Raw genomic sequence first — 26,238 nt, forward strand, 5'->3', positions numbered from 1 at the left:
TAGCGGTCAGAAGACGAAGGCCGGAACCCGTTCCAATCCAGGCAGCACGGGGGCCGTGGCGTCGAACAGCTCGCGATGCCCGAAATCGCCGTGGGAGTGACTCACGAGGGTGGCACGCGGCGGCGGCGTCAGGCCGAACACCCCGACCAGCCGGCCCCCCTCCTTGAGCTGGCCGAACAGCCCGGTCGGGATAATCTCGGTCGCACCGTTGAGAACGATGACGTCATACGGCGCGCCGGCGGCATCACCGTCGGCAGCGGCTGCGGTCTTGACGGTCACATTCTGGATGCCGAGCTGGGCGAAAGCTGCTGAGGCCTTTGCGGCCAGCGCCGGATCGCTTTCGGTTGCGCTGACCTCTCCGGCAAAGCGCGCCACGATGGCGGCGGCGTAGCCGGTCGCGCAGCCGACGACCAGGACGCGATCGGTCGCCTTGATCTCGGCGGCTTGCAGCATCTTGGCGAGCAACGCCGGCGTGATCAGGCAGCGCCTGGCCGCGCCGCCTTCGGTCACGTCGAGATCGAGGTCCAGATAGGCCAGCGCCTGCTTGCCGGCCGGCACGAACACCTCGCGCGGCACGGTCAGCATGGCTTCGAGAATACGATCGTCGGTCACGTCGCTTGGACGCACCTGACCATCCACCATGTACTGGCGCGCGGTCGAAAAACCGGTCATTGGCGGGACCCTGCAAGTCGCGGCATTGCCGCTGGAGAAGCTAAAACAGGGCCATCTTTTGGAACAAGCTCCGCCAAAACGCAACACGCCGTTGGCGTGCAAAACGCGCCCGCAAAATGCGCGCCGTGGTGCGCTCTATTCGATCGTGACGGCAAGCCGGCCGATCAGACGGACCACTTCATCGAGATGCTCGGAATCATGCTCCTCGACGGCCCTCGCGAGCCGGCGAACGCACTCATCGTCACTAATGACGGGAGCATCGCTCGGAACAAGCGTCGGCTGCGGCATCGACAGGTCGATCAGGTTAATGGCCATCAAATCACCTCTCCAGACCCGGCAGTACGAAGTGTCGACGGTTATTGAGTCGATTTGACGACGTTTTTTGTCTGTCCGTAGCGGACCACAGGCTTGTGATGGGCGTTGAAGGGGTCTTGATGGGGCCAAGACTGGCTCCCCGGGCTGGATTCGAACCAGCGACCATTCGATTAACAGTCGAATGCTCTACCGCTGAGCTACCGAGGAATAGGCGAACAAAACGTTCGCGAGCGGGCAGCGTATAACAAAGCCTTTCGGCCTTGCAAAGAACCAAATGGGCCTCCGGCGAAACTTTAGCGGGGCACGGTAAACCTCTGCGGTGCAAGGCTTTGCCGGCGTTCCAGGGCGATGCAGGCCTGTCCCGGCTGTCCTGTTATCGGCGCCGCGGGCGCCTGGAAACACCGGGCGCGGCCATTCCGCCGCGCCGCCGATTCTTCCGCGGGCACGCCCCACCCCTGACGTCATTTGGCGATGAACGAGGTCCGCGCGTCACCTCCCTAGCGATCGTGCCGCACGAGCACAAAACGTGCACAAAATGCAAAGCGCTTCGCTCGGAAGCGCACTATCGCGCAGCGATGGCGGCAATGAACAGCGCCGTCGCCGCAAGCGAGGCGATGGTCCGCACGTGGTTCCAGAAGGTCCAGTCGGTCAGGTAGCGCGCCCAGACCGGCGCGGCTGCGGTGGCCGCAGGATCTGTGGCCGCAAGCTGATCGTTCAGCGGCACGTTGAAGACGACAGTGACGACGAACATCCCGACGACATAGAGTCCGCCGCCGCAGATCATCGCAAGCGCGCCCGGCTCCTGCCATCGCAGCCCGCCGAGCACGACCAGCACGGCGCAAGACAGCGTGGTGCCGAGGAAGATCGGCATGAACAGCGAGCGCACGATGTCGACATTGATCGCGTTCATCGCCGAGACGCCGGCGGCCTGGTCGATGCGGCCGACCGCGGTCATGACGAACGCCGAGAACGCGAAATAGACCCCGGCAAGCAGGCCGCTGCCGAGCGCGGAAAACCACAGCAAGCCCGAGGTCAGGATATTGCGCATCGCTCCACCTCCAAACGCGAGAGGTACTCGCATTTGTAAAATGCGATAAACTCTCGTATTTGAGACGTCAACCTCGATTGCGGAGGAGAGAGATGGCGAGACGAAAGGCCGCGCCCGGGGCAGCGGCAAGGGCCGCGCCCGGGATGGAAGCGCCCCTGCCCGGGCTGGCACGGCTTGCCCCGACGCAGCAGCGCAGCCGCGCGCGGTTCGAGCGCATCCTCGCTTGCGCGACCGAGATCATGGCGGAGAAAGGCAGCGAGGCCTTCCGCATGAGCGACATCGTCGAGCGCAGCGGCGTCGCATTCGGCTCGCTCTATCAATATTTCCCCGACAAGGCCGCGATCATCGGCACACTGGCGGAGCGGCATAACGCCATCGGGCGCGATTGCGTCAGGCGCGATCTGGCCGCGGTCTCGTCCGCGGGGGACCTGCACCCGGCGCTATGCCGGATCGTAGACAGTTACTACGAGATGTTCATGCGCGAGCCTGTGATGCGCGACATCTGGCAGGCGACGCAGGCCGACCGCGCCCTGCAGAAGCTCGATGCGGACGACATGGCCGTGCTCTCCGGCCTGTTGTCCGACGCGGTCAGGCGGGTTGCGCCCACCATCCCGGCTGCCAGCCTCACCACCTTCTCGGGACTGACAATGACGCTGATCGCAGCCGCCGTGCGTTACGCGATCACGCTGCCGCCGCGGAAAGCACGGCAGGTGCTGACGCAGTTCAAGACCATGTTGCCGGGAGACCTCGCCGGGCTGGCATGACCGCGACCGCGCCGATGTCGGGAATTTCCCCGGCGCCGGGGCGATAGACAGCGGGCATAGACGATCTACGCCGTTCGCGAGCGGCTCGCTGCCCCCGATGCCGTCCCGCTGGCGGACCATGCCGACAAGAGCCGAGGATCGATGCGACATGGGATCGCCGACCATCCTGCGACGCTTGCCTTCACTGTCACATCTCCCTAAAATTCCTGCGATATTTGACGGCTATGAATACTGCCGGGAAGCCCGGGAAGAGTTTTTCGCAAGATGTGATTTGTCTCACAGGAGATGCGGCCTTGCCGACCTAGGTTCCCCGAGGGGTCATCAGAACATTTATTTACCAAAGCGGGCGCCATCGTTCTTTCCATAAAATTCGAACGAATCGCTCAATCCGGACCAAAGACAGTTTTGCGACCATGGTGCTCTCGAACCTCGGAGAGCGCGATGAGCGAAGTCGAATTTGATCTGCTGCTGGACGCCGTGCGAACGGCGATCGCGCCTATTGCTCAGGAGGATTCCGTGGCTCGACCCTCGCCCCGCATTCAGCCGCCGCCGCGCGCGGCGAATGACAACCAGGCGCCGTGGCCGTTGATTCCGTTTCCTGAAGGCTGGTACGCCGCAAGCTAATGCGGCTTCTCATTTCTCGGCTGCAAGCCATTGATGAGATGAGTGGAGGCCACGACCAGAATTGAACTGGTGTACACGGTTTTGCAGACCGTTGCGTAACCACTCCGCCACGTGGCCCCGACGCGGGCGGATCAATACAGTGCCTCAAGCACTTAGGCAACCGCCCTAGCATCGTTTCCTGCACAGCTCTGAAACTCGAAAACCATGCCATTTCTGAAACTGGCGTGCCGCGTCTGTTCTCGGTTTGACTGGCAGGCGTTGCTCTACCCGTCCGATGATCGACGAGGACAAGGCGACGCCGGCCGAATATTGGGCTGGTCTACAGCACGCGATCGGCCAAGGCTGGCTCGAGCACCATGAGAGCGGGGCATTCGTGCGGATGAAGCAGGCCGGGAAAGACCTGTTCGCCTAAAGTCGAAGGTCTACGTTCCACATAGAAATGACCGCGCGGCCGACATATCGGCGATCGCCGGCAGCTGACGCTACGTTTGGTCTGACAGGGACAACTTTTCTTTCCGGATCAGTGTTAGTCGGCAGCTGACAGCAGCCTCGGAGCGACCGAGATAAGCGGCTATCTCCCGTTGCGTTAAACCGGGAATCCCAGTGAGCGCAATCAGCGCGACGTCATCATCTGACGTCCAGTGCCTCTGTCTGATTATAGGCATGATCCACACTTAGGCCCTAAACCCCGATTCGCAAACCAGCCCCGGCTGCCTATCTTCCGGCATGCCGACTACCCGAAAGCCGCTCGAAATCCCGCCGGAGGTGGCTCGCCAGTTTGCTTCCAAGACGCGCCTGTCCAAGCTGAGCACAGCCCGCTTAAGCGGGATGAGATCGCCGCGGATACACGGCACCTGCTTCTATAGCACATGCCGAAGGGAGCTCAGCTTCGGATTGCTGATGTCCTCGAACTGTTCCGGTTGATGCGAAGAACCAACCAAGGTGCATCTGCTGACGACACTGGCTGGTTCTGTGAAACCCACCATACGAACCCTGGACCGGCCCGTATGCCTGCACCTGCGGTGGCGCCGGCGCGCCCTGCCCTGCCTGCAATAATCCCGACGATCGGCGCGTCGTACCCCGCATGCCGCCGGCCGGATCAAACCTGACGCGGGTATCTCTAGTGAAAGAGTAGGGGATTTCTACTCCGCGGGTTGCAGGTTCGAATCCTGCCGGGACCGCCAAATAAAACGGGCGAAAATTCTTTCTGATTCAAAAGCATTTACCCCCTTTATCCACAGGCGGCACATTCACGTTTTGTGTAGAACAGATGCGGATCAATGCAGCTGTTTGAGGCCGGATGTTGCATCGAATCCCCGGAAAAATCTCCGAACTGATTTCGCACAGCGGAACTAAATCGCGTCTGGCGTGCCACAAACCACTTGCGCTATGTACACCATTCGTGTACAAACAATCCAGCGTTGGGATTAGCCCGACGCGAAAGGAAAATGGAGTCCTGCAATGCGTTTCTTCAACCGGGATCCCCTCGCTCAGATGCAGTCCCTGCGCGATCAGGCCGAGCGCCTCGGCGTGCAGTTTCTTGAAGGTCACGCCGTCAAGGGCACGATCACCAAGCAGATGGTGCTGATCGTCGCCGAGACGCTGAACTTCCATCCGAACCAGCTGATCGAGATGATCCCGGATCGCCGTCGCGCTGGTCGTCACGCCAAGGCGATGGAAGGCCTGCGCAAGGCCAACCTGATCGGAGGTCGCGGACCGACCTTCTCCGATTTCGAGCAATACGATCGGGAACACTAAGACAACAGCGGCTCCGGGAAACCGGAGCCGCAATTCCTTTCCGCCCCGACAGGAGCATTAGCGCCATGAGCGTTTACGATCTGATGCGGCAGCGCTGCGGCCTCTCGCAGACCGAGGCTGCCGAATTCCAAGGCGTGCGCCTCGATACTGTGAAATCCTGGTGTAGCGGCCGGCGGCCGGCGCCGGCGCGCGCCGTCGACGAGCTGCGAGATCTCTATCGTCGTATCCTCGAGGCCGGCGCCAGCTACGCCGCGCAGCTCGAGCGCCGCGGCCCGCATGTCGCCGAGGACGGCTCGGCGCGTTACCTGGTCGGCGAGCCGCGCGACGACCAGGATGCGATCGTCCAGGGCTGGCCGAACAAGGCCGCATGCCTAGCCGCGCTCGGCGTTGCGATCGCCGCCCTGCCCGTCGACGCTGCGCCCGAGTTGGTCCCGCATGACAAAACCACGGGAATTCCCCGCGTCGGCAAGACCCGGCGGTCGTGATCCGAGATGGCAGCAACCAGATCGTACCGCGCCCGCTTGGAGACAGTTGGGATCGCCATTTGTACAGAATGAGCTGGATCGGCTATAAGAACTTCCTTTCAACCCAAGGATGTTTTTGAAATGGCAATTGAGGGAACGCTATGAAAACTGAAGATCCACTCGATAACGTCAAAAAAGCTACGGCGATCTTAGTCACCTGCTTGGTCGATGCTCTCGACGAAGAAGCCAAGGCTCGCTTTATCGCGAACCTGGATAGGAGCTACGCGAAGATCAGAAACGATGCGAACGATCAAAACGCGCTTGAGCTAATTTCGTGGACTAGGACGATGATAACAGGTTTTGACGTGGCCTCGGGGCAGCAAAGGCCATTCCTGAAAGAGTAGCGGGCTAGCTAGACCAGCCTACAATACCTATCTTCTGGCTATGGCCATTGCTCGAAAGCCACTCGAAATCCCGCCGAGGTCGCCAAACAGTTCGCTGCCAAGATGCGGTCATTCCATGCCGAGCACAGTCCGATCAAGCGAGATGAGATCGCCGCGGATACGCGGCATCTCCTGCTTCAGCACATGCCCGAGGGCGCGAAACTGCGGCTTGCGGATGTCCTCGAACTGTTCAAGCTGATGCGATGAATCAACCAAGGTGCATCTGCTGCGACGACACGGGCTGGGTCTGTGAAACCCACCAGGACCAGCCTTGGACCGGCCCACACGCCTGCACCTGCGGCGGCGCCGGCGCGCCCTGTCCGGCTTGCAATAGTCCCGACGATCGGCGCACTCTACCGCGCATGCCGCCAGGATTTCGGCCGGATCAGGACAACTGACCAATCGCGTCGCATCTAAGCCCCGGAAAAACTCCCAAGTTCTTTGATCCAATACGCAACGACGTTGTCAACCCTACGCCGACCCCGAGAAAGCCGCCCGCAGGATCCTGGAGCACGCGAGGGCGTTCGAGCCGATCCAGGACGGCAGGATCTACATCGAGAAGATCAACCGTCCGATGATCGACGAGGACAAGGCGACGCCGGCCGAATATTGGGCTGGCCTACAGCACGCGATCGGCCAAGGGGGGTCGAGTACCACGAGAGCGGGACGTTCGCGAGGCTGACGCAGCCGGGTAAAGACCTGCTCGCCTGAGGGCCGCAAAGCAAGCATCCGCTTCTAGGACGCGATCACGGCAATGATTTCGCCGCAAGCTGCGCCAACGGCAGCACCGAATGCGCCAAACAGAACCGCAATGACTTTGATCTGCCAGGACGACTGTTTGTTATACATTCCGGAAGTTCGAACGAGGACGTAGGCGACGCCGAGCGCAGCGCCGGCCGTCGCGCCAGTTAGAACCCACATTCCCCCTCCCTTGCGAGGCTTTACCCTGCTGGGCCACTTTCATCGGTGATTGAGCCCGGTGAAAAAGCACCAGCGCCCCTACCCGGCGCTGGTGCTGTAGTTCCGCAAGCGTTGTAGCGTCGCCGCTGCGTGCGCAGAAATTATCCCCCACGTCGAGCAGCGCAAGCCTCCATTAGTCCAAGCGGAACTCGCAAAGCCCGCTCTGAATACCTATCTCACGGGCATGCCAAAATCCCTGTTTCAGCCCTGCGTGCCCGGTGCGCGTCAGCTCGAAGTCCGGGCTGGACTGGACGTGGCGCTTCCCATGGATCGTCGAGAGCGTGAAGGTCTCGCGACCGATACGAGCAAATCAACGCATTACGAACTGCCACCAACCATTCCGCGCGACACGGACGCAACACGGCGGTTTGTCGTTTGTTCTGGCTCGTTGTATCTACACCAAAGAGAACAGAGAACGACCCCGGCCGTGCCGCGCATGCAAGTCGCGCGGCGTGCCACGCGTGAATGATCGCTCGTTCCTAGGCGTCGTCAGAATTAGGAACTTGTCAAACGTAGGTAATCCGGGATGTCCGAGGACGGCTCGCGTTTTCTCGAATACATTGAATAGCGATCGCAGGCAGGGTTCTTATCGGGTGGTCGCGAGGAGGCCCTGACGCGCTAGCCCCCGTCGGGGCCTTCTTCTGTTGCGGGCTGCGAAAGCACGAACGCCGCCCGCTTAAAATACATGCGAGCGGCGTTTGCTCTAGCCCCAGGATGGAATGCAAAATCCTGACGGGCATAAGTACCCGCAGAGCGCACAAAGGTTTAATCCTCTGAAGAGGTAATCCGGATGGATGTGCGGTCCGGCGGCTCTTCGGGAACAAGTGGCAATCAAGAAGTTAGTTTGTTAGCTCGTTATGGAGGCGGACACCTCCGCGGCCTCAGCGCCCTTCCCCCGGGTGTTGGGGCCGTTTTTTTTTCGCGCGAGCAATCCGCGCGATCAGGAAAATAGAAACGCGGGCATAGGCGCTGACGTTTGCGCGGTTGGGAATTTTCAGGGCCTACGTTTTGGAATGAACGCCGCCCGGCGCGTATTTCTGAGACCGGCGGCGTACTTTTTGCTCGCCGCGGAACACCGCGGCTTCGACCAAGATTTGAGACTCGAGCCTCATTGGTGCGCTCCGGTCTTTATGGTTTCGATCCGGTCGGTCATGCGATCGAGTCGACCGCCGATGTCGCTCTTTAGTTCGCCGAAGCCCGCCTCGAGCCGCCGGATCACGTTCTCAAAGCTTGTCTTGCGGACGAATTCGTCACGCGCCCAGATCTCGACCTGGTAGAGCTTTGCGGCGAGCGTGCGGGCTTCCTCGGCCGCTTCCCGCGCCTCGCGCTTGACCTCGGCCGCCGCGGCCGCCGCCGACGCTGCAGCAATTGCCGCTGCTGCAGCAGCGGCCTCGGCCTTGGTGATGCGGTCGGAATACCGCGTCCAGAAGCCGATGATCGTCAGCAGCAAGCCGATCGCCGCCGCGATCGCGCCCCATGTCACCGCGTCGCTCATTGCGCCTCCTTTCGCTTGAACAGGCTGAAACCGTACGCCGGCTTTTCCGCCGGCAGCGCGCTCTCGCAGGACACGCCGTCGACGCGGCCGATGCCCTCGCGAACGTCCTGGTATTGGCAGACGGCGCGACGTAAGCAGGCGTTGACCTTTGCCAGCGCCGCGCGGTCGGTTTTCCAGAGCCGCTCGATCTCGCCAGCGTCGAGCTCGCGGTCCGGCGTCTCGACCGGCGCACGCGCGCAGGCCGCGACGTCCGCCGGCATCGCGGGAATGTTCGGCGCGTCCGGAGGCGGAGGCTGCAGCTTGTCGACGCTACCGGACGCCACGCACCCGGCGAGACATGTCGCGAGTAAAACACTTGTTAGGATTAGCCGGCGTTGCATCGATTGCCCCCTGGTTAGACTGGATCTGCGCCTCGGCGGCCGCGGCGCGCTTGGCGTCGCGCTGCTGCAGGGCGTTGGCGAAAACGAGCTGGCGATCCTTCTCGGCGAGGCGCGCCTGCAATTGCGCATTCTGGGCGGCGACCTGCGCCGCCTCGCACTTGGCATCAGCCGAGCTAAAGCCGGCGTTGTAGAGATGCGCGCCGCCGGCGATCGCAGCGCCGCCGGCGACGACGGCCAGGCCGCCGGCGAACAGCGCGCCGGCAGCAAAGGGCGACAGGCTGACGCCGGCGAGGCCCGCCAGGCGCACGACGATTGCGATGATCCAGCTCATGCGTGCTTCCCCGCGCGATAGTCGGCCAGGCGGCGCCGCTCGAGCTGGTCGGCGACGAACCAGACCAGGACGCCGACGCCGGCGACGACGACCACGGCGGCGACGCCGATCGCGATCGCCTGGATCGCGCCAGGCGTCAGGCCGAGCGCGCCGACCGCGTCCTTTGCGGCCGAGACCTGCGTCGCGCGGTCCGTGAGCCAGGCGAGCACGCCGGCGCCGCCGAGGCCGGTCGAGCTGCCGAAGATCTTGCCGGCCCATCCCTTGGCGCGATCGGTCAGCGCGATGGTCTGCGACCCCTCGCCGCGGAGATCCTCGACGGTCGCGCTCGCCCGCGTCTCGGCGACCGGCCGAGGCGCCTGCGGCTTGCCGAGCTCGGCGATCAGCTGCTCGTCGATATCGGGCGTCAGCGGCAGGCCCCGCGCGTTGCGGTAGGCTAGGATCATTCCCTCGGTCCGCCCCTGCGGCGATGGCTCGCCGTCGACCTGGCCGACGTCGTAATAGCCGAGCTCGCGCAGCCGCCCCTGCACATACGCGACCGCCTCAGGATCGACCGGCGCCGGCGTCGTCGCGAGCTTCGCATGCTCGCGCGGATGCGACGTTGCGAGGCCGTGCTCGAACAGCGCCGCCTCGTCGTCGCGGCGGATGCGCAGGCCCTTGCTGTCGGGCCAGAGCCGTTTCATCGAGCGGATCAGGCCAGGGATCTTGGCGAGCTCGCCGCTGCCGATCGCGGCCTTGATCTGGCGCATCTCCGACCAGCGCGGTCCCGGCTTGTTGAAGCCGCCGGCGTCACGGTTAAAGGCGATCGAGAGGATCACGCCTTTGCAATCCGGCGAGAGCTCGTCGAAGCCCGGCAGCAACCGCCGACAGATCGCCAGATAACGCGGAATGTCGTGGCTCGAGAAAACCTCGAGCGCGACGTCCCAAGGGATATCGACGACGCCGCGCAGCTTGCGCGCCAGCTTTTCCGCCGCCGGCCCTGTGACGCCGCAGCACTTCGCCAGCGCTTTCAACATCGCGACCGGGATCTTGCCGGACCAGTCGGCCAGGAACTGCTGCGGCGTCGTCGGGCCGACGTCATAGCCACAGCCGATCGTCACGCCGGACTGTTCGCCAGGCCAGGTCGCGCCGCGCAGATGCCTTGAGTACCAGGTCGGGCTGGTGACCTCGGCGCTGACGATCAGGTCGAAGGTCGCGCGGGAGATTCCATGCAAATCGATAGCGCTCGCAGAAACCGCTGCGTTGGTCATCGTGTTAGTCCTTTTGTGATGGAGCGGAGGCGCGCGGCCCGGTCAGACCAGGGCGTTTGCGCGAATGAGAAGCTGGTCGACTTGCGCGTCGGTGAGGCCGACGATCGTAATCATGTGCTGAACCAAGGGATCAGCCCGCCGGATCTCGGTCGCGAGATCCCACTCCTCCTGAGCGTTCGCGTCAGCCGCGATCGCTGCCTTGACCGCGGCCCATGTGCCGAGCTCGTCGAAGGCGCGTTTCAGGCCGAGCTTGGTGCAGGAGGCCGGCACCGGCGCCGGCGGATTCAAAAACGCCATGACAGCCGGGTCGTCATCCGCGATCTGCTCGGTCACGGTCGGCGCCGGCTGCTGACAGGCGAACCATCCAACGATGGCGCCATCGCTGTTTCGCACTACAAATCCCATGCTGCCCTCTCCTATTCGAACGGATCGTACCAACCGCGCGTAACGAGCCGAAATGTCGTGTTTGCAGCGGACGACCGCGCCGCAACCTGTCGTGCGGTGTCTGTCCAAACGCGGACTTCGGTCATGTTGCCGCTGGTTGCAGTTGATGCCTCAACACCAGTGCCGCCGGTGCCGTAGCCCGGCGCGTTATCGACCAGAGCGGTGTCGTGAACCCACCAGACCGTATTTTGCACTGCGTTCCAGGCGATAACCGTCAGAATTGCTTGCACTTGCACGCCGGGCGGAATGCTGCCCAGTGCGAATGTTTGCAGCGTCGTTCCGATTGTGGTGTTGACGTCAAAAGAACTTCCGGTCCACCAGAATTCGCGCCCTCGCTGCAGGATTGGCAAGAACGTGCTTGATGCCGTTGACCACCAAACCGCACCGATGCGCCTGCAAAGCGTGTAACCAGATGGAAGCGTCGGCGCTGTCGCACTCAACGAAATAAGAATGTCGGTGTTACCGCTACCGACTGGATTTCTGATGATGAAGACATGATAGAAGCCGGCCGCGATTGCTCCGGTATCCAAAGCACCGTTACCGCTTCCGGGGTTCCATGCAGCGCTGGTCTTGCTGAGCGCGGCGCCAAGGCTAATCATGTCGGCTTGATTGCGATCACACGCCACGCCGACGCTAACGCCGAAACTGGCGACGCCCGTCGCCGTGATCTTCAATCCTGACAGGCGCCCGCGCAGCAATGGCGGAATGCCGAGATTGACCACCGCAGCCGGCTTATTCGTCAACTCGGCAAGATTGAGGCTCGACGTCAGATCGCCCGCGCCGGGCTGACCGACGTGGTTGAAATTCCAGTCGCCGAACGTGCCTATGCCGTTCACCTTGTCGACCGTCATCGTGATGATCTGCGCAACGGGATCGTAGAGACAAACGCCTTCCATCCAGTTGGTCGGCGAGCCATTCGACGATGCGCGCAGACGGACGCCGTTCTGATACGAGAACCCCGTGACCGCGGAGAACACTTTCGTTCCCGTGCCAATCGCCAGAGCCGTCGCGCTCGTCGCCTCCGTTGCACTCTGACCGATAAGCAGCCATTTGCCGGCCGCCAGGTCGGTCGCGAAGGCACCCGACAGATGCGGCACGAGGCACTGATAGATATTTTTGTTGATCGGGTGCACGACGATCGACGCCGGCGGACCGACAACGTAATTTTGGCCGGTCGCCCATGCCGCAGTTTGCAGCCACGGCAGCGGCCCCGTCGCGCCTGTATCGCCCTTGCTGGCGAGGACTTGCCAATACGTCGCGTCGGGCGGCGCATGTCCCGCGCCTGGCGTGTCGTTAATCCAGATGAAGGACGAGCCATTCAGCGTCGCCACGTCCATCAGGCTGTAGGTATGGGCGTTGTCGTATGGTGCGGGCTCGCCGAGCGGCTTGGAGATGCCCTGGTAATTCCAGACGCCTGACTCCTTTACCCATTCCTTTCCGCTCGACGCCTGCCGCGCATACTGCCCTTCGTCGCCTTTGGACGGATCAGGCGTCGCCCGATCGGAGCGCACGAACACAAAGAAGCCGTCAGTCTCGAGCGCACCGGTCAGGCGGATGACCTCGGCCGAATTTTGCGCGCCATTGAAGCGCAGCGGACTGGTCTGCAGGATCTGGTACTTGGTCCCGGCCGGCACCGCTGCAAACGGCCATTTGGCGATGACGAGATGGGTGTCATCGGTCACGCCGAGGATGTCGACGCCGGCGAAACCGTCGACGATCAGCTTGTCGAATTGCTGCACGTTGGACGCCCAGAGCGGGCCGCCGGCGCCGGCAACGGAAACGCCGCCGGCGCCTATGGCTACGGTGCCGGTCGCATAGATCAGGTTCGGCATGGGTCGGTCTCTCCGAATTCAGCTTGGTGCGAGCGCATCGATCTGCGCCAACAGGTCGAGGATCTGCGGCCGCGCGGCGCCGGCGTCAGGCCGGGCCGGCCAATTGCGCGCCATCGTCGGCGCGTCAGACAGACTGGAAAGGTCGCGCAGCGCCTGCCGGAACGCGGCCCATGCATCGCGGTTCGCGACCGGCCGATCCGGCACCATGTATTGATCGGTCGACGCCAGCTCTGCGGAAACCGCGAGCACGATCGCGAGCGCGAGGCGCTCGATCAGAAGCGCGCGTTTGTCGGCATCGGGCCGCGCAACGATCGCGTCCTCCGGCCTCTGAAACGGCCCGACCAGGGCGACGTCGACCATATGCTCGAGCGGATCAATGTCGCGATCGTCTGCGGTCCGCAGGATGCAGTGATCGGGAAAATGGCTCTTGCCGTCGATCGGCTCGGCATTCCCCCACGACCGGATGTAGCCGGTCGCGCTGCAGAAGTGGATGATCGTCATCGCTTTGCCGCCATCACAAACATCGAACCGGATGCGACGCCCCAGAAACCGGGATTGCTCATCGTCACGCTGACAGGGATCGACATCACGCCGCCCGTTGCCGTGATCTGGACCGACCCCGAAAGCGTCGGCGTAAAAGAGACGTTCTGGCCGGAGAACGCATACTGCGAGACCACAAGGCTGTTCAGCGAAGCGGTGAACGTGCAATTGGTCGCGATACTGCCCGACTCATAGACCACGAGCGGACAATTCAAGTAGAGCGTCATCGTCTTGCCGGCCAAGCCGGTCGTGTCGAGGGACAGCGTGGTCCCCACGATGACCGTCGTTGAACCGCCCACGCCGATGGCGCTGACGCCTTGCACGATCGGCGTAATGATCGCGTTGTCGCCAATGCTCAGGCTCTTGACGCTGAGCGCGCCGATGACGCCGCTGTCGGACGTGATCGTGCCGGTCGCAATGTTGACGGCCGTCACCTGGCCGGCGCCGATCATGCGGGTGAAGATGCTGCCGTCGAGATAGACATTCGCGGCGAAGCCGACCGCAGGCTGGCCGTTGAGCGTGCCGACCGTAAACACCGGGATCGCCGCACCGCCGTTATAGCCGTTGAGCTGGACCTGGAATTTGTCGGACTGGACCACGAAGGCCGACCAATTGGCACCGCCGTCGAGGCGGATGCTGCCGGTCACAACGCCGTTGACATTGATGCTGATGCCCCAGCGCGCGCCGACGATGCCGTCCAGCGTCGCAATCGCGGTCGTCTGCTCCGTCACGGAGGCATTGAGGTTACCGAATTGCGCGGCAACCGTGACCTTGTAGTCGGCGAACGCCGTTTTGGTGTCATAGGCGACGGTCCGGACGTCGTCGATCGACGCGTTGATGCCATCGGCCGTCACCTGGATCAGGTTCTCGACCTGCTGGAGCTGGTCCCATGCCTGCTGGTTGCCCGCCTGCTTGGCGAGCGTGATCCGCGCCGCGACCTGGCGCATCTGGTCTGACATCGCGGTCTCGAGATCCGCGATGTCCTGCGCGTGCTGCTGCTGCAGGCTCGTAACGGCGTATTTGATGCCCTCCTGCAAAGACTTTAGCGCGACCGCGCCGTCCGAGATGACGATCGTCGGCGCCTCGAGGTCGACCGTCGAATAGGGACCGCGCAAGGCCGAGTTGACGGCCTGGACGCGCAGCCGGAGCGCCGCGTTTTGCACAACCTGGTCGAACTGGTTGGCCGCGCCCTCATAGACCTGCGCCCAGGACGCGCCGGCGTCATAGGAGACATCGGCGATGTAGTAGAGCGCGCCGGCGGCCGGGAACCAGCTCGCCGACAGCATCGGCTCGGCGGTGCCCTGCCCGAAACTGGCATTGAGGCCGGCAATCAGCGGCACCTTGTCGTTGCTCGGAAACTGCGGGCTCGGCAGCACCGGCGGATTGCCGAGGTCGGTGGCATGGACGCGCTGGTCGTCGACGACCAGGCCCAGCGTGCACTGATCGCCATTCGGCGCGCCGGTGAGCACGACGCAAAGCCGCGACTGGTTATCGCCGCTGCCGATCTCGAAGGACGGATCTTCGCCGCCATCCTCGCGGGCCAGGACGGCCGCGAGCGTCGTCGCCTGCGCGGTCTGCGCCGCCGCCAGGCTGCCGGCGTCGAGCACGGCCTGAGACGCGTCCGCGCCCTCGGTGCACAGGATCGGGCCGAACGATTTGCCGTTGGCCTGCCGCAAGCGAATATAGGTCGGGCCACCGTCCCAGCCAGGCGCGGGATTGAGCGTCAGCGTGCGGCCGGCGACAGCCACAACGGCGCCGCCATAGCCATAAGCCATCGGCAGCGCGGATTGCACCCGCACCACGGAGCCATAGGTTATCGCCCGGCCCTCGTATTCGACGTCGAGCTGCACCGTCTCGCGCCGGTAGATCGATTGCAGATAGTAGAAGGCACATTCGCGGAACGCCTGGTCGCGGTTCACGATGCCGTCAACGCGCTTGGTCTCGGCGGATGCCGCAGTGAACCCAATGGCGTTCGGCGGATACTGGACCTGCGCCGGCAGCCAGGTTTCCTCGTCGAGATATTCGACTATGACGGCGTCGGGATCTTCCTCGCCGAGCATCTGGAACGAGACCTGCATTGAATCCCGCACGATCTCGCGATCACTCAGCATCATGGTCGGGACGTCGCGCCATTCGTCGCGCACGATCGAGATCGTGTCGCCAAGCCAGAAGTGCCGCGCCCTTGACGGTGTCAGGATCTTGTCGAGCGCATCCGGCACCGCGACCGCGGTCGTAAAGCGATAATCGAACGTGTCGCCGCGGTTGGCGCAGCCGATCGCGTGGTTCATGACGGCGTTGAAGTCGACCTTTGAGATCGGCAGGCCGGAGCCATATTGTGCGCTGGTCGCGGCGTCGAGAAATGCCCATGCCGGATTGCGCGTCGCCTGCAGCACGAAATTCGAGCCGTTCCACACCAGCACCTTGCGGGTGCCGAGCACGCCGAACTTGTAAGCGCCCTGCGTTGACTGCGAGGCCAGGAGGCGGATCGCGACGGTCGAGACGTCGGGAAAGGAATTGTTGCCCTGCAGGAACGAGCGCAGCCCTGCCCATATCGCCTGGTTGCTGCCGAGCTCCGTGCTGAATGCCGCGTCATCACGGCGAAAGCGGACGGCATAGCGGCCCGGCGGGACGTCGACCTTGCGACTGTCGCGGATCGGGCTGGTGCTGCCGTACAGGAACACGCCGGAGAACAGCGTCTGGAACGCGCCAATCTGCGCGCCGGCATCGTTGATCGGGCAATATTCCGCGGTCAGCGGAATGCGGGCGTAGCCGATCTTTGCGCCATTAGCGCCCTGGTTGAACGTGGCGCAGCCGGCCGGCATGACGAAGTCGATCGCGATCGACTGCGCCAGGGTGCCAGGCGGATTGGCCGCGAACGGGCCGAGCCAGGCGCCCGATGTCGCGGCGCTCGGCGCCACGAAGAAGCCGCCGGCCGTGCCGCTGCCATCGGGCAGCTGCTGGCCGGACACCTCGGAGGACTGGTCGACGTTGGTCGGGAACAGCGTGACGGTCGCGCCCGGCTCATAGAACGCGATCTGCGCGCCCGGAAAGGTCGCCGAGATCCCGTTGGTTGAGTCCCAAAGGACCGTGTCGTCGACATAGATCGCCTCATATTCCATGCTGCCCATGGTCGGCGACAGCAGCACGTTGAGGTATTGGTCATTGCCGACGAATTCGCCCCAAGGCGTCGCCGCAAAATCCGGATAGTCCTTCACGCGGCCGTACCAGACCGGCAGCGGCTGACCGAGCTTGGCGACGTTGCCCTGCGCTGCGACCGAATAGATCTGATCCTGCGTCGCCGATGGCGTATTGGTCGCGCCGGCCTTTGGCGCAACCAGGGCGTTGACAAGCAGCGAGCCGCCGACGCCGATCGCCGCCGTCGTGGCGTAGGCGCCAAACGTTCCAGCTCCGAACAGCGCCGGGCCGGCCCAGATGGCGAACGCCGAGACCGCGACCGGCGCGACTAGGCCGATGACCTGCTTGACGGCGTTGCCGCCGCCATTTCCGCCGAGCGGATAGGACATGAAGCGAACCGCGTCGGCCGATCCGATGCGACGCGACCGCCAATCCTTCCGGAGCACGGCCTCGCCGTTGATCTCGAGGACGGTCGGCAGGCCTTTCTTGAACTGCCAGCCGAATTCGCGATCGCGCACAGCCCAGCCGGTACGCCGCAGGAACGCCGTGACGGTTTCCCGCGCGCGCGGCTCGGCGCGGCCCACCTCGAGGCCCGGCATCACCAGATGCAGCACCGGCCGGCGCGCGGCGGTACTGCGCCGCGCACGGCGAGCGCGCGGCCGCGGCGCGCCGACTTCCGGCGCCCGCAATCGTTTGAAAGATCTGTGCATGTTACCTTGGCTCGAAGAAGGAAAGCTTTTTCCAGCCCATCTGGCGCAGCGCCAGGACGGTCTCAAAGGCAACGCCGGTCTTGCCGTCGCAGTGAATGACGCGCGCCTCGGGCTGCATCCAGACGCCGATATGCGCGGGAAAGCGCAGCCGCGCCATCAGCACCAGGGCGCCGTCCGCAGCCGTCACCAGGCCGCCGGGCCCTTGCGGCGCCTCGCGCCACAGCGCGCGCTCCGGATGCCCGGCGATCTCCTCGAGCACCCAGCGCTCGGAAAAGCCAACCGGCACTGCAACGCGCGGCAGCTCGCGGCTAAACAGCTCGCGTTGCACATGGCAGGCGAAATCCCAGCAGTTGCGGGATTGCCAGGCCCATGGCTCGCCGATCAAGGCCGACAGGAACGACGAACGATCAATGGACAAGAGCCTGTTGCCTTTCAAACGGCTGGGCGGATAACCCGACGGTAGGTCAGCTCATTGAGAAAGAGCGGACGTCGGTCAGCTTGACCGCCAAGGGCGCCTTTTTGGACCATTGAGGAAAGGGGGGCGCCCTAAACCTTCGTATCGTTCCGTTCACCCCTCTAGATGCCGGACGATAACCTACGTTCAGTTGAGCTGTTGATCGTGACCGTCTTAGGCTCCATGCGTTTGGAAAGGCGCACAGGCTCATCAAGTGCGACAGTGAAAAAGGATGATCGACGAACAGCTGCGATAAGGCCAAGAGGTGATTACAATGCTCAATTGCTCCGAAAGCATTAAATCTGGCAGTGCCGCGCGATGCGCAGTTTGTGATGGCAAGTTCGGTCTCGTCCGGCACTACTTGTGGCGAACGCCTCTTTGTTCCAAGAAGTGCGCCGATCGATTCAGAGCTCGCAGGGAAAGTGACCGCAATTGGGTGGGGCGGCTCCGGGTCACCTTCAACCAGCTGCTAGAGCGCCGGGCGAGGACTTTGTGATGGTCGAGGTCTCACAACGAGGCAAGGCATATTTAGAGACAGCATGGACTTTGCTCCGCGCAGCCCAAACCATGACCGACTCCACGAGTGCGGGTCAGATTAGGGCCCTTGCCGACGACTACGAGCGGCGAGCTGAGAAAGCTGCTTCGCATGTTGATGCGGCCAAAGCATTCTCCCGATCGGCTGCTAGCGATGAACGTCGAATGGCATGCATGACCGGGTGGGCATCTTCAAACAAGTCCCCCGAATTCTGTACCATTGAAGCGCTGAACCTGCGCCCCGGCTCCAAGGAGCTGGAGGCATTCAACGTCGAGCGTGTGCGCGGCTACCTCGAATGCAATCTCGGCTGCAAGAAGAAGGAAGTGATCCACGCGCTAGGCCTGAATCCGCGCACGGTGGCCAAGGCCATCAAGATCATCCGGGCAAATGCTCATCGCAGCGATGGGGCTCTCCAGCCGTGATCAGGATCATCGCCGTGCTCTGCAATCTCTCCTCTCCGGCAAATTGCCACGAGCAGACCTTTACCACCTCAGACGTCTCGATGCAGTCCTGCCTGATGGGTGCGCCGGAACTCGCTGCGTGGATGAAGGAGCACCCGGCCGAACGCCTTGCGGGATGGCGCTGCGTGATCGGCAAACAGGATGGCAGGGGAGCTTAGGGTGGAAAGCCGCTTCCCCGGTTGCGTTGGAACCGTTCCAAAGGGTGCAATTACTGATTGGGACCGTTCGATAGACACCAAGGCCTGCCGATCGAGTGAGCCCTTGTTTACGGTGCATGAGCCCGGAAGTGGCCCAAGGCTGACATTCGACGATACCTTGTGCAAGGTGGCTTTGTGAAGGTAAGGCGGACTTCGGCACCTTAAGCCAGTAAGGATGGAAACTGCACGTAATCATAATTCCTGGTCAGCCTCGGAAATCGCTTGTTCTGCAGGTTTTTGACCATGACCGTCCCGGTCAGCGATGCCCCGACCATCTGCACGCTGCGCAGCTCGAACTCGATGGGCCCATAGGCCGGCTCGGTCAGGTCGCTGCCGAGGTACTCGCGATAAAGCACCTGGATATATTCCCGCGTTCCCTGCGCGGCGCGGATCTTCGGCACCAGCTCGCGGTTGACATTGTCGATCTTGATCGTGGTCGATGGCGGCTGACCTTCCTTCTGCTCGGGATAACCGGCCTGGAACGGACACGCGATGAATGTCACGCTCTCGCCGGCGTTGCGCGGCGCGCCCGCCTCGAGCCCAAAGGCCATATCGTCGCCGACATTGGCGACAACCCGCGCCGGCTGGTCAAACGACGACTGCCAGAGCTCGAGCGTGTAATAGATCCGTGCGCTAGGCGGACAGGAGGCATAGGCCTCGAGCAGCGCTTCATTGTGCGTCGGCATGGCTAGACGTCGTAAACCCGCAGCGTCATGCGGACGTCGACCTGCCCCGGATTCGGCCAGCTGGCGATCAGGGACGTGCCAGGCTTGATAAACTGACATACCTTGTTCGCCAGCGACGTTCCGAGCCAGACGTCGATGGTAAAGCGCGCCGTTCCGAGGTTGAGCGTGATCTTAACCCACTCGACGAACGTGTCATAGTCGGCCGCATAGAAGCGCACCGTCTGTGTCACCGTACCGACATTGTCGCCAGGCCGCGGACGCTGCCGCGTGTTGCCCTGCTCCATGTCGGTCGCGATCGGATCGCGCATGCGCTGCAGACCGAAACCCTCTTTGAGGATAACGGCGTTTGCGATCGGGAATGCCGGCAATGCCATTGATTATTGCCCCGTGAACGGTTTGACGCCGTACTGGTCGCCGAGCACGCGCCGGCCAGTGCCGGTCGACAGCGAGTCTCCGACCGCGCCGTCGACCATCTTGCGCAGCGTCACCGTGATGTCGCCGTTCGGCGCCTGCTCGACGCTAGGCGTCGCATCCGTGTAATTGTTGATGGTGACCTGCGGCGGCGTACCTCCGCCCCCGACGGCGCCGAGTGCCGCCATTTGACCAGGCGTAAAGACGCCCTCGCCGCGCTTGGCGATGATCGGGACCTCGTCGCCGGCGATGCCGCCAGTGTGGAAGCGTGGCGCATCATCGAAATAGGCCGAATGGATATAACGCATCGACGTCGGCTCGGAGCCAATGATGCCGCCCGTGTGGTAGAGGCCGCCGAGGCCGCCGCTAAAGCCGGTCGACGACGTCGCGCCGCCGGCAGACGCGCCGCCAAGCGAGAACAGGCCGAGGCCGCCGGCCGCCGACTGCAGCGACCGCATCAGCGGCTCGACGATCGTAATCTTGATAATCATCTGCTCGATCGCCTTGACGATCGCATTCGACATGTCGGCAAAGCCCTGGCCGGCCGACTTGGCGCCCGTCGTGATATCGGTCAGGCCGTTGACCAGGTCGCCCTCGATCGAGGACGAGACCCCCTTACAGGCATTGGTGGTGCGGATCGCCGCCGCATAGGTGCTGTCCAGCGCGGCTGGCACGTCGTTTCCATAGATCCCCTTGAGCTGCGAGGCGATCGCGACGTCGTCGGACGACAGGAACGCCGTCTTGCTGCTGAAATCAATCTGCGAGCTCACCTTGGCCCGCGCCAGGGCGTCGGCGGCAGCAGCCGCGCGATCGCGCAACGCGGCGAACTGCGCGGCCTGCGCCGCCGTTTCCTTGCCGCCATTGGCCTGCACTGCGGACGTCTCAGCAGCCGTTGCGCGGAAAGAGGCGAGCGCAGCATCACCGAGCCCGACCGCCTTCGTATCGGCCTCCTGGACTTCGGTATGCTTTCGCAGCGAGTTGATGGCGCGATCGACGGGATCTGCGGCCGCATCGCCTCGCGCCGCCACATTGGACGGCCGGCCGAACTGCAGGCCGGTCAGGCCTGCCTGCATCGACTTGAGCGACGCTGCCTGGTTCTGCCAGGCCCAGTCGCTTTGCGCGTTGCTGGTGTCCGTGATCGCGGAGCCGGTCCCGGCGTACCACTTGATATCCTCCGGCCTGATGCGCTCGACCGACGAGCTCAAGATGCGGCCGGCCGATTCCCAGAAGTCGAGCGAGAAGACCGACGCATTCTTGAAATCCGAGAGCGCGCGCTCGGTTTCCGGCGTGATCCCGATCCTGATGCCGACCGTCTGGTTTGTGCCAGGGCCGCCGACAGCGCCGGACAGGGCGTCGAGCTGCTCGTTTGCCGCCTTCTCGATCGCGTCCCGGTCGATCGACTTGATGAATTTCGCCGCCCGCTCGATCAGGTCATCCAGGAACGGCAGTAGATCCGCGAAAGCCGCTTTCATGTAGAGCGACCATTGGACCGAGCTCTTGCGCCATTCCGCATCGAAATCGGAGGCGCGCTTGACCGTCTCGTCGTCGATGACGGCGCCGGCAGCCTGCGCCTGGTTGCCGAGATCCGCCATCGCGCCTGCACCCTGCTGCAGCAGCGGCACCCATTCCTTGGTAAAGCCAAGCATCTGCGCGATCGCGATCGCGTCCTGCGGACTGCGCGCACGGCTGACCAGGTCGGCGGCGATCTGCAGCAGCTGGTTCTGGCTAATCAGCTGCCCGTTCGCATTGCGCAAGCTGATGCCGTTGGCATCGAACTCTTTCGACAGCGAATTAGCATTGCGCTGCGCGTCATTGAGCAGCTGCGCCGACTTTTCCAGCCCGGCGTTGACCTGGCTTTCGGTCAGCCCTGCGATCTGGCCGCCGAACTGGACGCCCTGCAGATCCTTGAGCGACAGGCCGACGCGATCGGCAAGCGCCCCCATGTCGGCGAGCGACTTGTTAAAGCTGACGACATAATCCAGCGCCTTGTTGACCGTCGCCGCCGCAGCGACCGCACCGGCGCCGAGCTCGATCAGGCCGACGTTAAAATCCGTCGCCGCATCCGTGCCGCGTTGCGCGGCGCCGGCGGCACTGTCCATTGCCCGCTCGTAATCGGCCGCGCCTTGCGTATTCGCGTCGATAACGAGCTCGGTCACGACCTGGTCGGCCATCAATCCACCTGCAGTTTTGAGTAATCGACCAGATAGAGATCATCCAACATTTCGATGATCTCGAGCTCCCATGGAGCCAGGTCGGTTTGCGTCCGACGCAGGAAAGCGTCGATGTCCTGCCATTCCAGCGGCGACAGCGCGAAACCGTTGCCGCCTTTGCGCCGGCGCATCCGGTCATAGATGCGCCAGAGATAGAGCAGCCCCGCCGGCATCGGCGGGACCTTGAGGATCGCTTCCCGTTCGGCCCTGCGCTTTGGATCGCGCGTCCTTAGCAGGAGGCCCTCGAGGACCTGGCGATAGGTCTCGCCGGCGTCGCCGGCCCTCGAGGACAGCAGGAAACTGCGCTCGGCGTATGCCCTCAAGTCTGACTTGAGGGCCTCGTAAAAGCCCGCTCGCTCGTCAGGTACTCAGTGACCTGGACGAAGAAACTGCCGAGCTCCGGCCGCAGGAACAGATTGACTGCGCTCTCGAGCATGAACGGGATGGGATCTGGCGAAACCGTCGTGAACGTTGGATTCGGCGACCAGCCGACGATCCGGCGGCAAACCTTTGTTACGTTCTGCCGGCGCCGATCGGCCACCGTTTCATCCTCGGTTTTCCATTTGCGGCCGTTGACCTGCGCGAACTCGATCGCCTTCTCCTTCTCGATCGCGTCGCGGGTCGATTCATTGTTGAGCGCGATCGTCTGCGGATGCGCAGGTCCGGCGAGCTCGATCACCCAGCCGATCGGCGTATCCGTGCCAGGCTTGCGGATCTGCAACTTGAACGTGTCGACGGGCAAATGCGCGGAGAGATCGAGGATTGCAGTTGATTCAGTCATGTCGGGTGCCTTTTGTCGGAAAGGTTGGCCGCAGGGTCCGACAACCCTGCGGCCGGTTCTCGCGAGAACATTCCATCGGCCTATGGTCGGCGCCGATCACTCAAACGCTACGCTGCGGTAGTCTGGAACGAGATCATGCTGTTATTGCCGGTCGCCGAGGTATCGATGCCGACCAGCGCCGGCGGGACCGTGATCGTCTGCGTGCGACCTCCGCCTTGCTTGGAGAGCGCCGAGGGATCGACGCCGCCGAGCGTGAAATTCGGCACCGTGATCGACATGAAGTCTTTCGGCTCGCTCATGTTGTCGACGGCCAGGATGTTGAGGGAATACTGCGTTTCGCTGACGAAATCGGCCAGCAGCTGCAGATCCTTGCGCAGCATGGTCAGGTTGAGCGAAACCCGCAGCGGCCCCGTGAACACGTCCGGCGCATACTTGATGTTGCCGGAGCCGAACGCATCCGGCGCGCTCGGCTGGATATCCAGCGACAGATCGAACGAGGTCAGCTCGACCAGGTCGACGCCGCCGAGCCGGATCGTCGCGTCGACGACGGCGAACGGCGTCCCGGCCGTCTCCGACGGGTTGGTGAAGTATGCGGCCTCCAATGGCCGGATCTTGCCGGTCCCGATGCCGCCGGGATCGAACGTGATGATCCCGTTCGGTGCCATCGAGAATTTGCCCGTGCCCCAGACGAAATCGTCGAGGACGGTCGCCTTGCCGATGTCGCTCTCGAATTCCTCGATCCCGAAATAGCGCCGGACCAGCGCGGCCGGGTTGACCAGGCGCTTGCCTGGCCGCGTGATCGTGCAATTCGTATCCGGCGCTGCATTGGCGATCAGCGTCTCCGGCACCGTGATCTTGTTCGCGGAGAGCGCGGAGATCCGCAGATTGCGAGCATTGTTGCCGGCGTCCGGCAGATTGGTGGCGCGGATGATATCGCCGACCTTAAAGCCCATGTCGATCGGCGAGCCGTTGGCGAAAACGATGCCGTCCGCGGCCGTCGTCAATGACGTGAAATCGGCCTGCGTCTTGCTAAGGGGCGCCGCATCCCAAGTGCCGCGCATGATCGCCTCGAGGATCGCGTCATGCGAGCCGAGCCACATTTCAGCGTTGTAGCTCGACGAGGTTTTCTGCGTGCCGTGACGGCCGCGGATCGACATGCCGTCGTTGCGGATCGTCTGCGATTCCGTGGCAGCTTTCGATAGCTTGGCACCTGGACCGCCGGAGATCGGCAGCACAGTAGCGCCGGCGCCGCCCGCGGCGATCTGGCCGAGGCCAGCCTGCGCCTTGTAGGCGACGCGGCCGGCGGAATTGCTTTGATAGACCATGCGATCAGTCTCCCGTTTGGATCAGCCGATGAAAAAGAACTGGAAAGGAATCACGACGACCAGGCCGAACCAGTTGCCGTCGTCGGAGGCGCTGTCGCCGCCCTGGACGGTCGGCCCCTCGCCGTTCTCGCCCCAGCAGCGCACGCAGGCGCCGGGCTCGGCGTTGTAGAACGTCGCATCCTTGAAGAGGTCACCGGCCTGGCCGGCGAGCGCGAGATGCGCGGCGAACCCGTAGCCCTTAGGCACGAATACATGCACGAAGATGTTGCCCGTGATTAGCCAGGTCTGGTTGCCTGGCGTGCCGACGCCGCGCTTGCGCCGCAGGGTCTCGACGACCTCGAAATAGCACCAGGGCGTGCCCTGCGGCGGCCAGGGTGTTTGCGGCGGATCCTCATTCTGGAACGAGCTCGGCGCCGCCGTCAAGCCGTCTACATAGCGCGCCCGCATCGCGGCGACGGCGCCGGCATAATCAGCCATGGAATAACCTCTAGCGTGCCCGGATCTCGAGGGCCGGCTGCCGGACGAGCCAGTCCTGGCGCGCCTTGTCCGACATGTGGCGCCGGCCGGCCTTGATCTGCTGCGAGAAGGCGGCATAGGCCGCGACGTCACCGAACCGGACCGGCATGAACGTAAATTTCACCGCGGCGCGATTGCCGAACCGCGCAGCGACGAGCAGCGCAGTTTCTTGGTAGACCTTCGGCTCGACCTTCATTTTCATCCGGCCGATCTCGATCTTGCGCGCGTAAGGGACCGGGTTGGAGATATTGATCTGGTCGCCGCGCCGGAATGCCGAAACGTCGTTGACGACGTGACCGTTTAGAAAAACCGTGTGATTGTCCCGATAGAGACCCGGATGCGGATCTCCGATCGAGCCGACCGGCGACCGCTGCCGCAGCGTCTCGAGCGCGAAATCGACGACGTCCTGCATCGCTTGATAGTGAAAGATGATCCGCATCAGCCGTCGACCGAGACGATCTCATCATGCGGGCCGTTGAGGACCTCCTCGACCTCGGTCGGAATGAGATCGTTCAAGGCGTGGTCCGCCTCCTCCTGCCGGATACGGTCGAGCATCTTTTTGCGGGCCTTGCGCAAGGCGAGCTCTTTCGCATCCTGGAACGCTTTTTTTGCGTTCAAGCCGGCCAGGTCGCCAGTGATGACGAATTTGGCTTCCTCGCCGACAGAGATGCTATTGCGAGCGGCGTCGACGCGCCGCTCATAGTCCGCCCCATCGAACACTTTGCCCATCAGCCGCGGACCTGCAGCTCGAAGGCGACGACCTGTCCCTGAATCCGCCTGGTCGCGTCGTCGACCCCCTTGATGCTGACCTCGGCACCGGCGATCACCAGAAAATCGCGATCGGTCAGCGGCAGCATGGTGGACAAGGCAACCTTGCCGGCCGGGACGGCCGCCGAGGGATCATTCAACAGGATAACGTGTCGATCGCCCTGGCGGATCTCGCCGACAAGCTCGGCCGGCTGATAGCCCTTGACCTTCGCCAGGACGGCAGCCTCTTTCGCGACCGCGCGCGCCGGCCCGACGCCGGCGTAGCGCCGGACCAGGACGGTCTCGCCGCTCTCCTCGAGCGCGCGGATATGCTGGTCGAGGGACTCGTCCGGCGTCACTGGCCGTCAACCTTGCTGGTGATGACCTGGCCGACCTCGGAGCCGCTCGAGCCGGCGTCGCCATCGTTTGGGCCGCCATTGTCCCCCGCGACCATCCTGCCGAGGATCTGGTCGAGCTGCGCTTTGTTGTCCTCGAGCGAGCCGACATGACTTTTCAGCGCCGCATGCTGCTCGTCGATCGCGTCCTGTACCGCGTCATAGCGCTGGCCTGTGACAGCGAGGTCGGCCTCCTGCCGTTGCGCCCGCGCCAGGCGCGCCCGCATGCCGGCGAGCTCGATCGGCCGTTTGATAGCGATCATGTCGATTCCCTCCAGGATCTGCGGATGCCGCTCGAGGAGCTCGAGCCGTAATTTCAGATGCGCGATCGCGACCAGCGCCGTGACGCGGTCCATCG

Annotated in this window: 33 protein-coding genes and 2 tRNA genes; 8 read left to right on the forward strand and 27 right to left on the reverse strand. The window is 63.4% G+C overall.

The genetic code is table 11. The annotated features are described in order from the left end of the window. Positions 1 to 6: 6 nt before the first annotated feature. The 4 genes from HAP47_RS20890 to HAP47_RS20905 form a co-directional block, all read right to left on the reverse strand. Positions 7 to 672 carry a protein-L-isoaspartate O-methyltransferase family protein gene (locus HAP47_RS20890; protein ID WP_173643634.1) on the reverse strand — a complete coding sequence of 222 codons (666 nt, stop codon included), beginning with the start codon at positions 670 to 672 and terminating at the stop codon, positions 7 to 9. Between the two features lie 135 nt (positions 673 to 807). Further along, positions 808 to 987: a hypothetical protein gene (locus tag HAP47_RS20895; protein ID WP_173643635.1), complete on the reverse strand. Its 180-nt coding sequence runs from the start codon at positions 985 to 987 to the stop codon at positions 808 to 810. Between the two features lie 132 nt (positions 988 to 1,119). Further along, positions 1,120 to 1,194, reverse strand: a tRNA-Asn gene (locus tag HAP47_RS20900). Positions 1,195 to 1,549: 355 nt separating this feature from the next. Beyond that, positions 1,550 to 2,035 carry an anthrone oxygenase family protein gene (locus tag HAP47_RS20905; RefSeq protein WP_173643636.1) on the reverse strand — a complete coding sequence of 162 codons (486 nt, stop codon included), beginning with the start codon at positions 2,033 to 2,035 and terminating at the stop codon, positions 1,550 to 1,552. Positions 2,036 to 2,127: 92 nt separating this feature from the next. On the opposite strand from HAP47_RS20905, the gene HAP47_RS20910 reads away from it, so the two are divergent. Further along, positions 2,128 to 2,799 (forward strand): TetR family transcriptional regulator, encoded by a 672-nt coding sequence (locus HAP47_RS20910; protein WP_173643637.1) that lies wholly within the window; start codon positions 2,128 to 2,130, stop codon positions 2,797 to 2,799. Positions 2,800 to 3,240: 441 nt separating this feature from the next. Continuing rightward, positions 3,241 to 3,423: a hypothetical protein gene (locus HAP47_RS20915; protein WP_173643638.1), complete on the forward strand. Its 183-nt coding sequence runs from the start codon at positions 3,241 to 3,243 to the stop codon at positions 3,421 to 3,423. 43 nt (positions 3,424 to 3,466) lie between these two features. Here HAP47_RS20915 and HAP47_RS20920 read toward each other — a convergent pair. Further along, positions 3,467 to 3,540: transfer RNA gene (locus tag HAP47_RS20920), tRNA-Cys, on the reverse strand. A gap of 157 nt (positions 3,541 to 3,697) precedes the next feature. On the opposite strand from HAP47_RS20920, the gene HAP47_RS20925 reads away from it, so the two are divergent. Continuing rightward, on the forward strand, positions 3,698 to 3,835 hold the full coding sequence (locus HAP47_RS20925) for a hypothetical protein (protein ID WP_173643639.1): 138 nt from the start codon (positions 3,698 to 3,700) through the stop codon (positions 3,833 to 3,835). Positions 3,836 to 3,905: 70 nt separating this feature from the next. Here HAP47_RS20925 and HAP47_RS20930 read toward each other — a convergent pair whose 3' ends face one another. After that, the gene (locus HAP47_RS20930) at positions 3,906 to 4,088 is read right to left on the reverse strand and encodes an ECF-type sigma factor (RefSeq protein ID WP_173643640.1); all 183 of its coding nucleotides are present in this window, start codon (positions 4,086 to 4,088) and stop codon (positions 3,906 to 3,908) included. Between the two features lie 796 nt (positions 4,089 to 4,884). Here HAP47_RS20930 and HAP47_RS20935 point away from each other — a divergent pair. From HAP47_RS20935 to HAP47_RS20945, 3 genes are all read left to right on the forward strand, one after another. Beyond that, a complete protein-coding gene (locus HAP47_RS20935) occupies positions 4,885 to 5,181 on the forward strand; it encodes a hypothetical protein (RefSeq protein ID WP_176396303.1) in 297 nt (98 codons plus the stop codon). Between the two features lie 65 nt (positions 5,182 to 5,246). Beyond that, on the forward strand, positions 5,247 to 5,666 hold the full coding sequence (locus HAP47_RS20940; protein ID WP_176396302.1) for a helix-turn-helix domain-containing protein: 420 nt from the start codon (positions 5,247 to 5,249) through the stop codon (positions 5,664 to 5,666). A 140-nt stretch (positions 5,667 to 5,806) separates the two neighbouring features. After that, the gene (locus HAP47_RS20945; RefSeq protein ID WP_176396301.1) at positions 5,807 to 6,049 is read left to right on the forward strand and encodes a hypothetical protein; all 243 of its coding nucleotides are present in this window, start codon (positions 5,807 to 5,809) and stop codon (positions 6,047 to 6,049) included. Between the two features lie 108 nt (positions 6,050 to 6,157). Here the strand turns inward: HAP47_RS20945 and HAP47_RS20950 are convergent, their stop codons facing one another. The 10 genes from HAP47_RS20950 to HAP47_RS20995 all read right to left on the reverse strand — a co-directional run bounded on the left by HAP47_RS20950 (position 6,158) and on the right by HAP47_RS20995 (position 17,580). After that, positions 6,158 to 6,304 carry a hypothetical protein gene (locus tag HAP47_RS20950; protein ID WP_176396300.1) on the reverse strand — a complete coding sequence of 49 codons (147 nt, stop codon included), beginning with the start codon at positions 6,302 to 6,304 and terminating at the stop codon, positions 6,158 to 6,160. 1,852 nt (positions 6,305 to 8,156) lie between these two features. Further along, complete coding sequence (locus tag HAP47_RS20955) at positions 8,157 to 8,498, reverse strand: hypothetical protein (protein ID WP_173642970.1); 342 nt, start codon at positions 8,496 to 8,498, stop codon at positions 8,157 to 8,159. A gap of 41 nt (positions 8,499 to 8,539) precedes the next feature. Then, positions 8,540 to 8,803: a hypothetical protein gene (locus HAP47_RS20960; RefSeq protein ID WP_173642969.1), complete on the reverse strand. Its 264-nt coding sequence runs from the start codon at positions 8,801 to 8,803 to the stop codon at positions 8,540 to 8,542. Positions 8,804 to 8,852: 49 nt separating this feature from the next. Beyond that, complete coding sequence (locus HAP47_RS20965; protein WP_173642968.1) at positions 8,853 to 9,254, reverse strand: hypothetical protein; 402 nt, start codon at positions 9,252 to 9,254, stop codon at positions 8,853 to 8,855. After that, positions 9,251 to 10,501, reverse strand: a complete 1,251-nt coding sequence (locus HAP47_RS20970; protein WP_176396299.1) for a peptidoglycan-binding protein — start codon at positions 10,499 to 10,501, stop codon at positions 9,251 to 9,253. The genes HAP47_RS20965 and HAP47_RS20970 overlap by 4 nt, the downstream gene beginning before the upstream one ends. 42 nt (positions 10,502 to 10,543) lie before the next feature. Then, positions 10,544 to 10,834: a hypothetical protein gene (locus HAP47_RS20975; RefSeq protein ID WP_176396298.1), complete on the reverse strand. Its 291-nt coding sequence runs from the start codon at positions 10,832 to 10,834 to the stop codon at positions 10,544 to 10,546. A gap of 83 nt (positions 10,835 to 10,917) precedes the next feature. Beyond that, complete coding sequence (locus HAP47_RS20980) at positions 10,918 to 12,777, reverse strand: hypothetical protein (RefSeq protein ID WP_173642966.1); 1,860 nt, start codon at positions 12,775 to 12,777, stop codon at positions 10,918 to 10,920. Between the two features lie 18 nt (positions 12,778 to 12,795). Further along, on the reverse strand, positions 12,796 to 13,278 hold the full coding sequence (locus tag HAP47_RS20985) for a phage tail assembly chaperone (RefSeq protein WP_173642965.1): 483 nt from the start codon (positions 13,276 to 13,278) through the stop codon (positions 12,796 to 12,798). Continuing rightward, positions 13,275 to 17,162, reverse strand: coding sequence for a host specificity factor TipJ family phage tail protein (locus HAP47_RS20990; protein WP_173642964.1), 3,888 nt, complete (start codon positions 17,160 to 17,162; stop codon positions 13,275 to 13,277). Before HAP47_RS20990 ends, HAP47_RS20985 begins: the two co-directional genes overlap by 4 nt. 1 nt (position 17,163) lies before the next feature. Continuing rightward, on the reverse strand, positions 17,164 to 17,580 hold the full coding sequence (locus HAP47_RS20995; protein WP_173642963.1) for a hypothetical protein: 417 nt from the start codon (positions 17,578 to 17,580) through the stop codon (positions 17,164 to 17,166). A 603-nt stretch (positions 17,581 to 18,183) separates the two neighbouring features. Between HAP47_RS20995 and HAP47_RS21000 the strand changes: the two genes are divergently transcribed. Together HAP47_RS21000 and HAP47_RS21005 are read left to right on the forward strand one after the other, a co-directional pair. Then, the gene (locus HAP47_RS21000; RefSeq protein ID WP_173642962.1) at positions 18,184 to 18,573 is read left to right on the forward strand and encodes a hypothetical protein; all 390 of its coding nucleotides are present in this window, start codon (positions 18,184 to 18,186) and stop codon (positions 18,571 to 18,573) included. Further along, complete coding sequence (locus tag HAP47_RS21005) at positions 18,570 to 18,770, forward strand: hypothetical protein (RefSeq protein WP_173642961.1); 201 nt, start codon at positions 18,570 to 18,572, stop codon at positions 18,768 to 18,770. Before HAP47_RS21000 ends, HAP47_RS21005 begins: the two co-directional genes overlap by 4 nt. 200 nt (positions 18,771 to 18,970) lie before the next feature. Here the strand turns inward: HAP47_RS21005 and HAP47_RS21010 are convergent, their stop codons facing one another. The 11 genes from HAP47_RS21010 to HAP47_RS21060 form a co-directional block, all read right to left on the reverse strand. Further along, a complete protein-coding gene (locus HAP47_RS21010) occupies positions 18,971 to 19,495 on the reverse strand; it encodes a DUF1833 family protein (RefSeq protein WP_173642960.1) in 525 nt (174 codons plus the stop codon). A gap of 2 nt (positions 19,496 to 19,497) precedes the next feature. Further along, positions 19,498 to 19,869: a hypothetical protein gene (locus HAP47_RS21015; RefSeq protein ID WP_173642959.1), complete on the reverse strand. Its 372-nt coding sequence runs from the start codon at positions 19,867 to 19,869 to the stop codon at positions 19,498 to 19,500. 3 nt (positions 19,870 to 19,872) lie between these two features. Next, complete coding sequence (locus HAP47_RS21020) at positions 19,873 to 22,077, reverse strand: hypothetical protein (protein WP_173642958.1); 2,205 nt, start codon at positions 22,075 to 22,077, stop codon at positions 19,873 to 19,875. Then, the gene (locus HAP47_RS21025) at positions 22,077 to 22,439 is read right to left on the reverse strand and encodes a phage tail assembly chaperone (RefSeq protein ID WP_224943270.1); all 363 of its coding nucleotides are present in this window, start codon (positions 22,437 to 22,439) and stop codon (positions 22,077 to 22,079) included. The genes HAP47_RS21020 and HAP47_RS21025 overlap by 1 nt, the downstream gene beginning before the upstream one ends. Next, the gene (locus HAP47_RS21030) at positions 22,436 to 22,897 is read right to left on the reverse strand and encodes a hypothetical protein (protein ID WP_166295042.1); all 462 of its coding nucleotides are present in this window, start codon (positions 22,895 to 22,897) and stop codon (positions 22,436 to 22,438) included. Before HAP47_RS21030 ends, HAP47_RS21025 begins: the two co-directional genes overlap by 4 nt. A gap of 107 nt (positions 22,898 to 23,004) precedes the next feature. Next, positions 23,005 to 24,222: a phage tail tube protein gene (locus HAP47_RS21035; protein WP_173642957.1), complete on the reverse strand. Its 1,218-nt coding sequence runs from the start codon at positions 24,220 to 24,222 to the stop codon at positions 23,005 to 23,007. Between the two features lie 21 nt (positions 24,223 to 24,243). After that, a complete protein-coding gene (locus tag HAP47_RS21040; RefSeq protein ID WP_173642956.1) occupies positions 24,244 to 24,699 on the reverse strand; it encodes a hypothetical protein in 456 nt (151 codons plus the stop codon). Positions 24,700 to 24,709: 10 nt separating this feature from the next. After that, the gene (locus tag HAP47_RS21045) at positions 24,710 to 25,177 is read right to left on the reverse strand and encodes a hypothetical protein (protein ID WP_173642955.1); all 468 of its coding nucleotides are present in this window, start codon (positions 25,175 to 25,177) and stop codon (positions 24,710 to 24,712) included. Continuing rightward, entirely contained in the window at positions 25,177 to 25,467 is a 291-nt protein-coding gene (locus HAP47_RS21050) for a hypothetical protein (protein WP_173642954.1), read from the reverse strand. The genes HAP47_RS21045 and HAP47_RS21050 overlap by 1 nt, the downstream gene beginning before the upstream one ends. Then, positions 25,467 to 25,844 (reverse strand): hypothetical protein, encoded by a 378-nt coding sequence (locus tag HAP47_RS21055; protein ID WP_173642953.1) that lies wholly within the window; start codon positions 25,842 to 25,844, stop codon positions 25,467 to 25,469. Before HAP47_RS21055 ends, HAP47_RS21050 begins: the two co-directional genes overlap by 1 nt. Continuing rightward, positions 25,841 to 26,236 carry a hypothetical protein gene (locus tag HAP47_RS21060; RefSeq protein ID WP_173642952.1) on the reverse strand — a complete coding sequence of 132 codons (396 nt, stop codon included), beginning with the start codon at positions 26,234 to 26,236 and terminating at the stop codon, positions 25,841 to 25,843. Before HAP47_RS21060 ends, HAP47_RS21055 begins: the two co-directional genes overlap by 4 nt. Positions 26,237 to 26,238 lie beyond the last annotated feature (2 nt).

It is taken from the genome of Bradyrhizobium sp. 41S5, assembly GCF_011516665.3.
GTDB classification, from domain to species: Bacteria; Pseudomonadota; Alphaproteobacteria; order Rhizobiales; family Xanthobacteraceae; genus Bradyrhizobium; species Bradyrhizobium quebecense.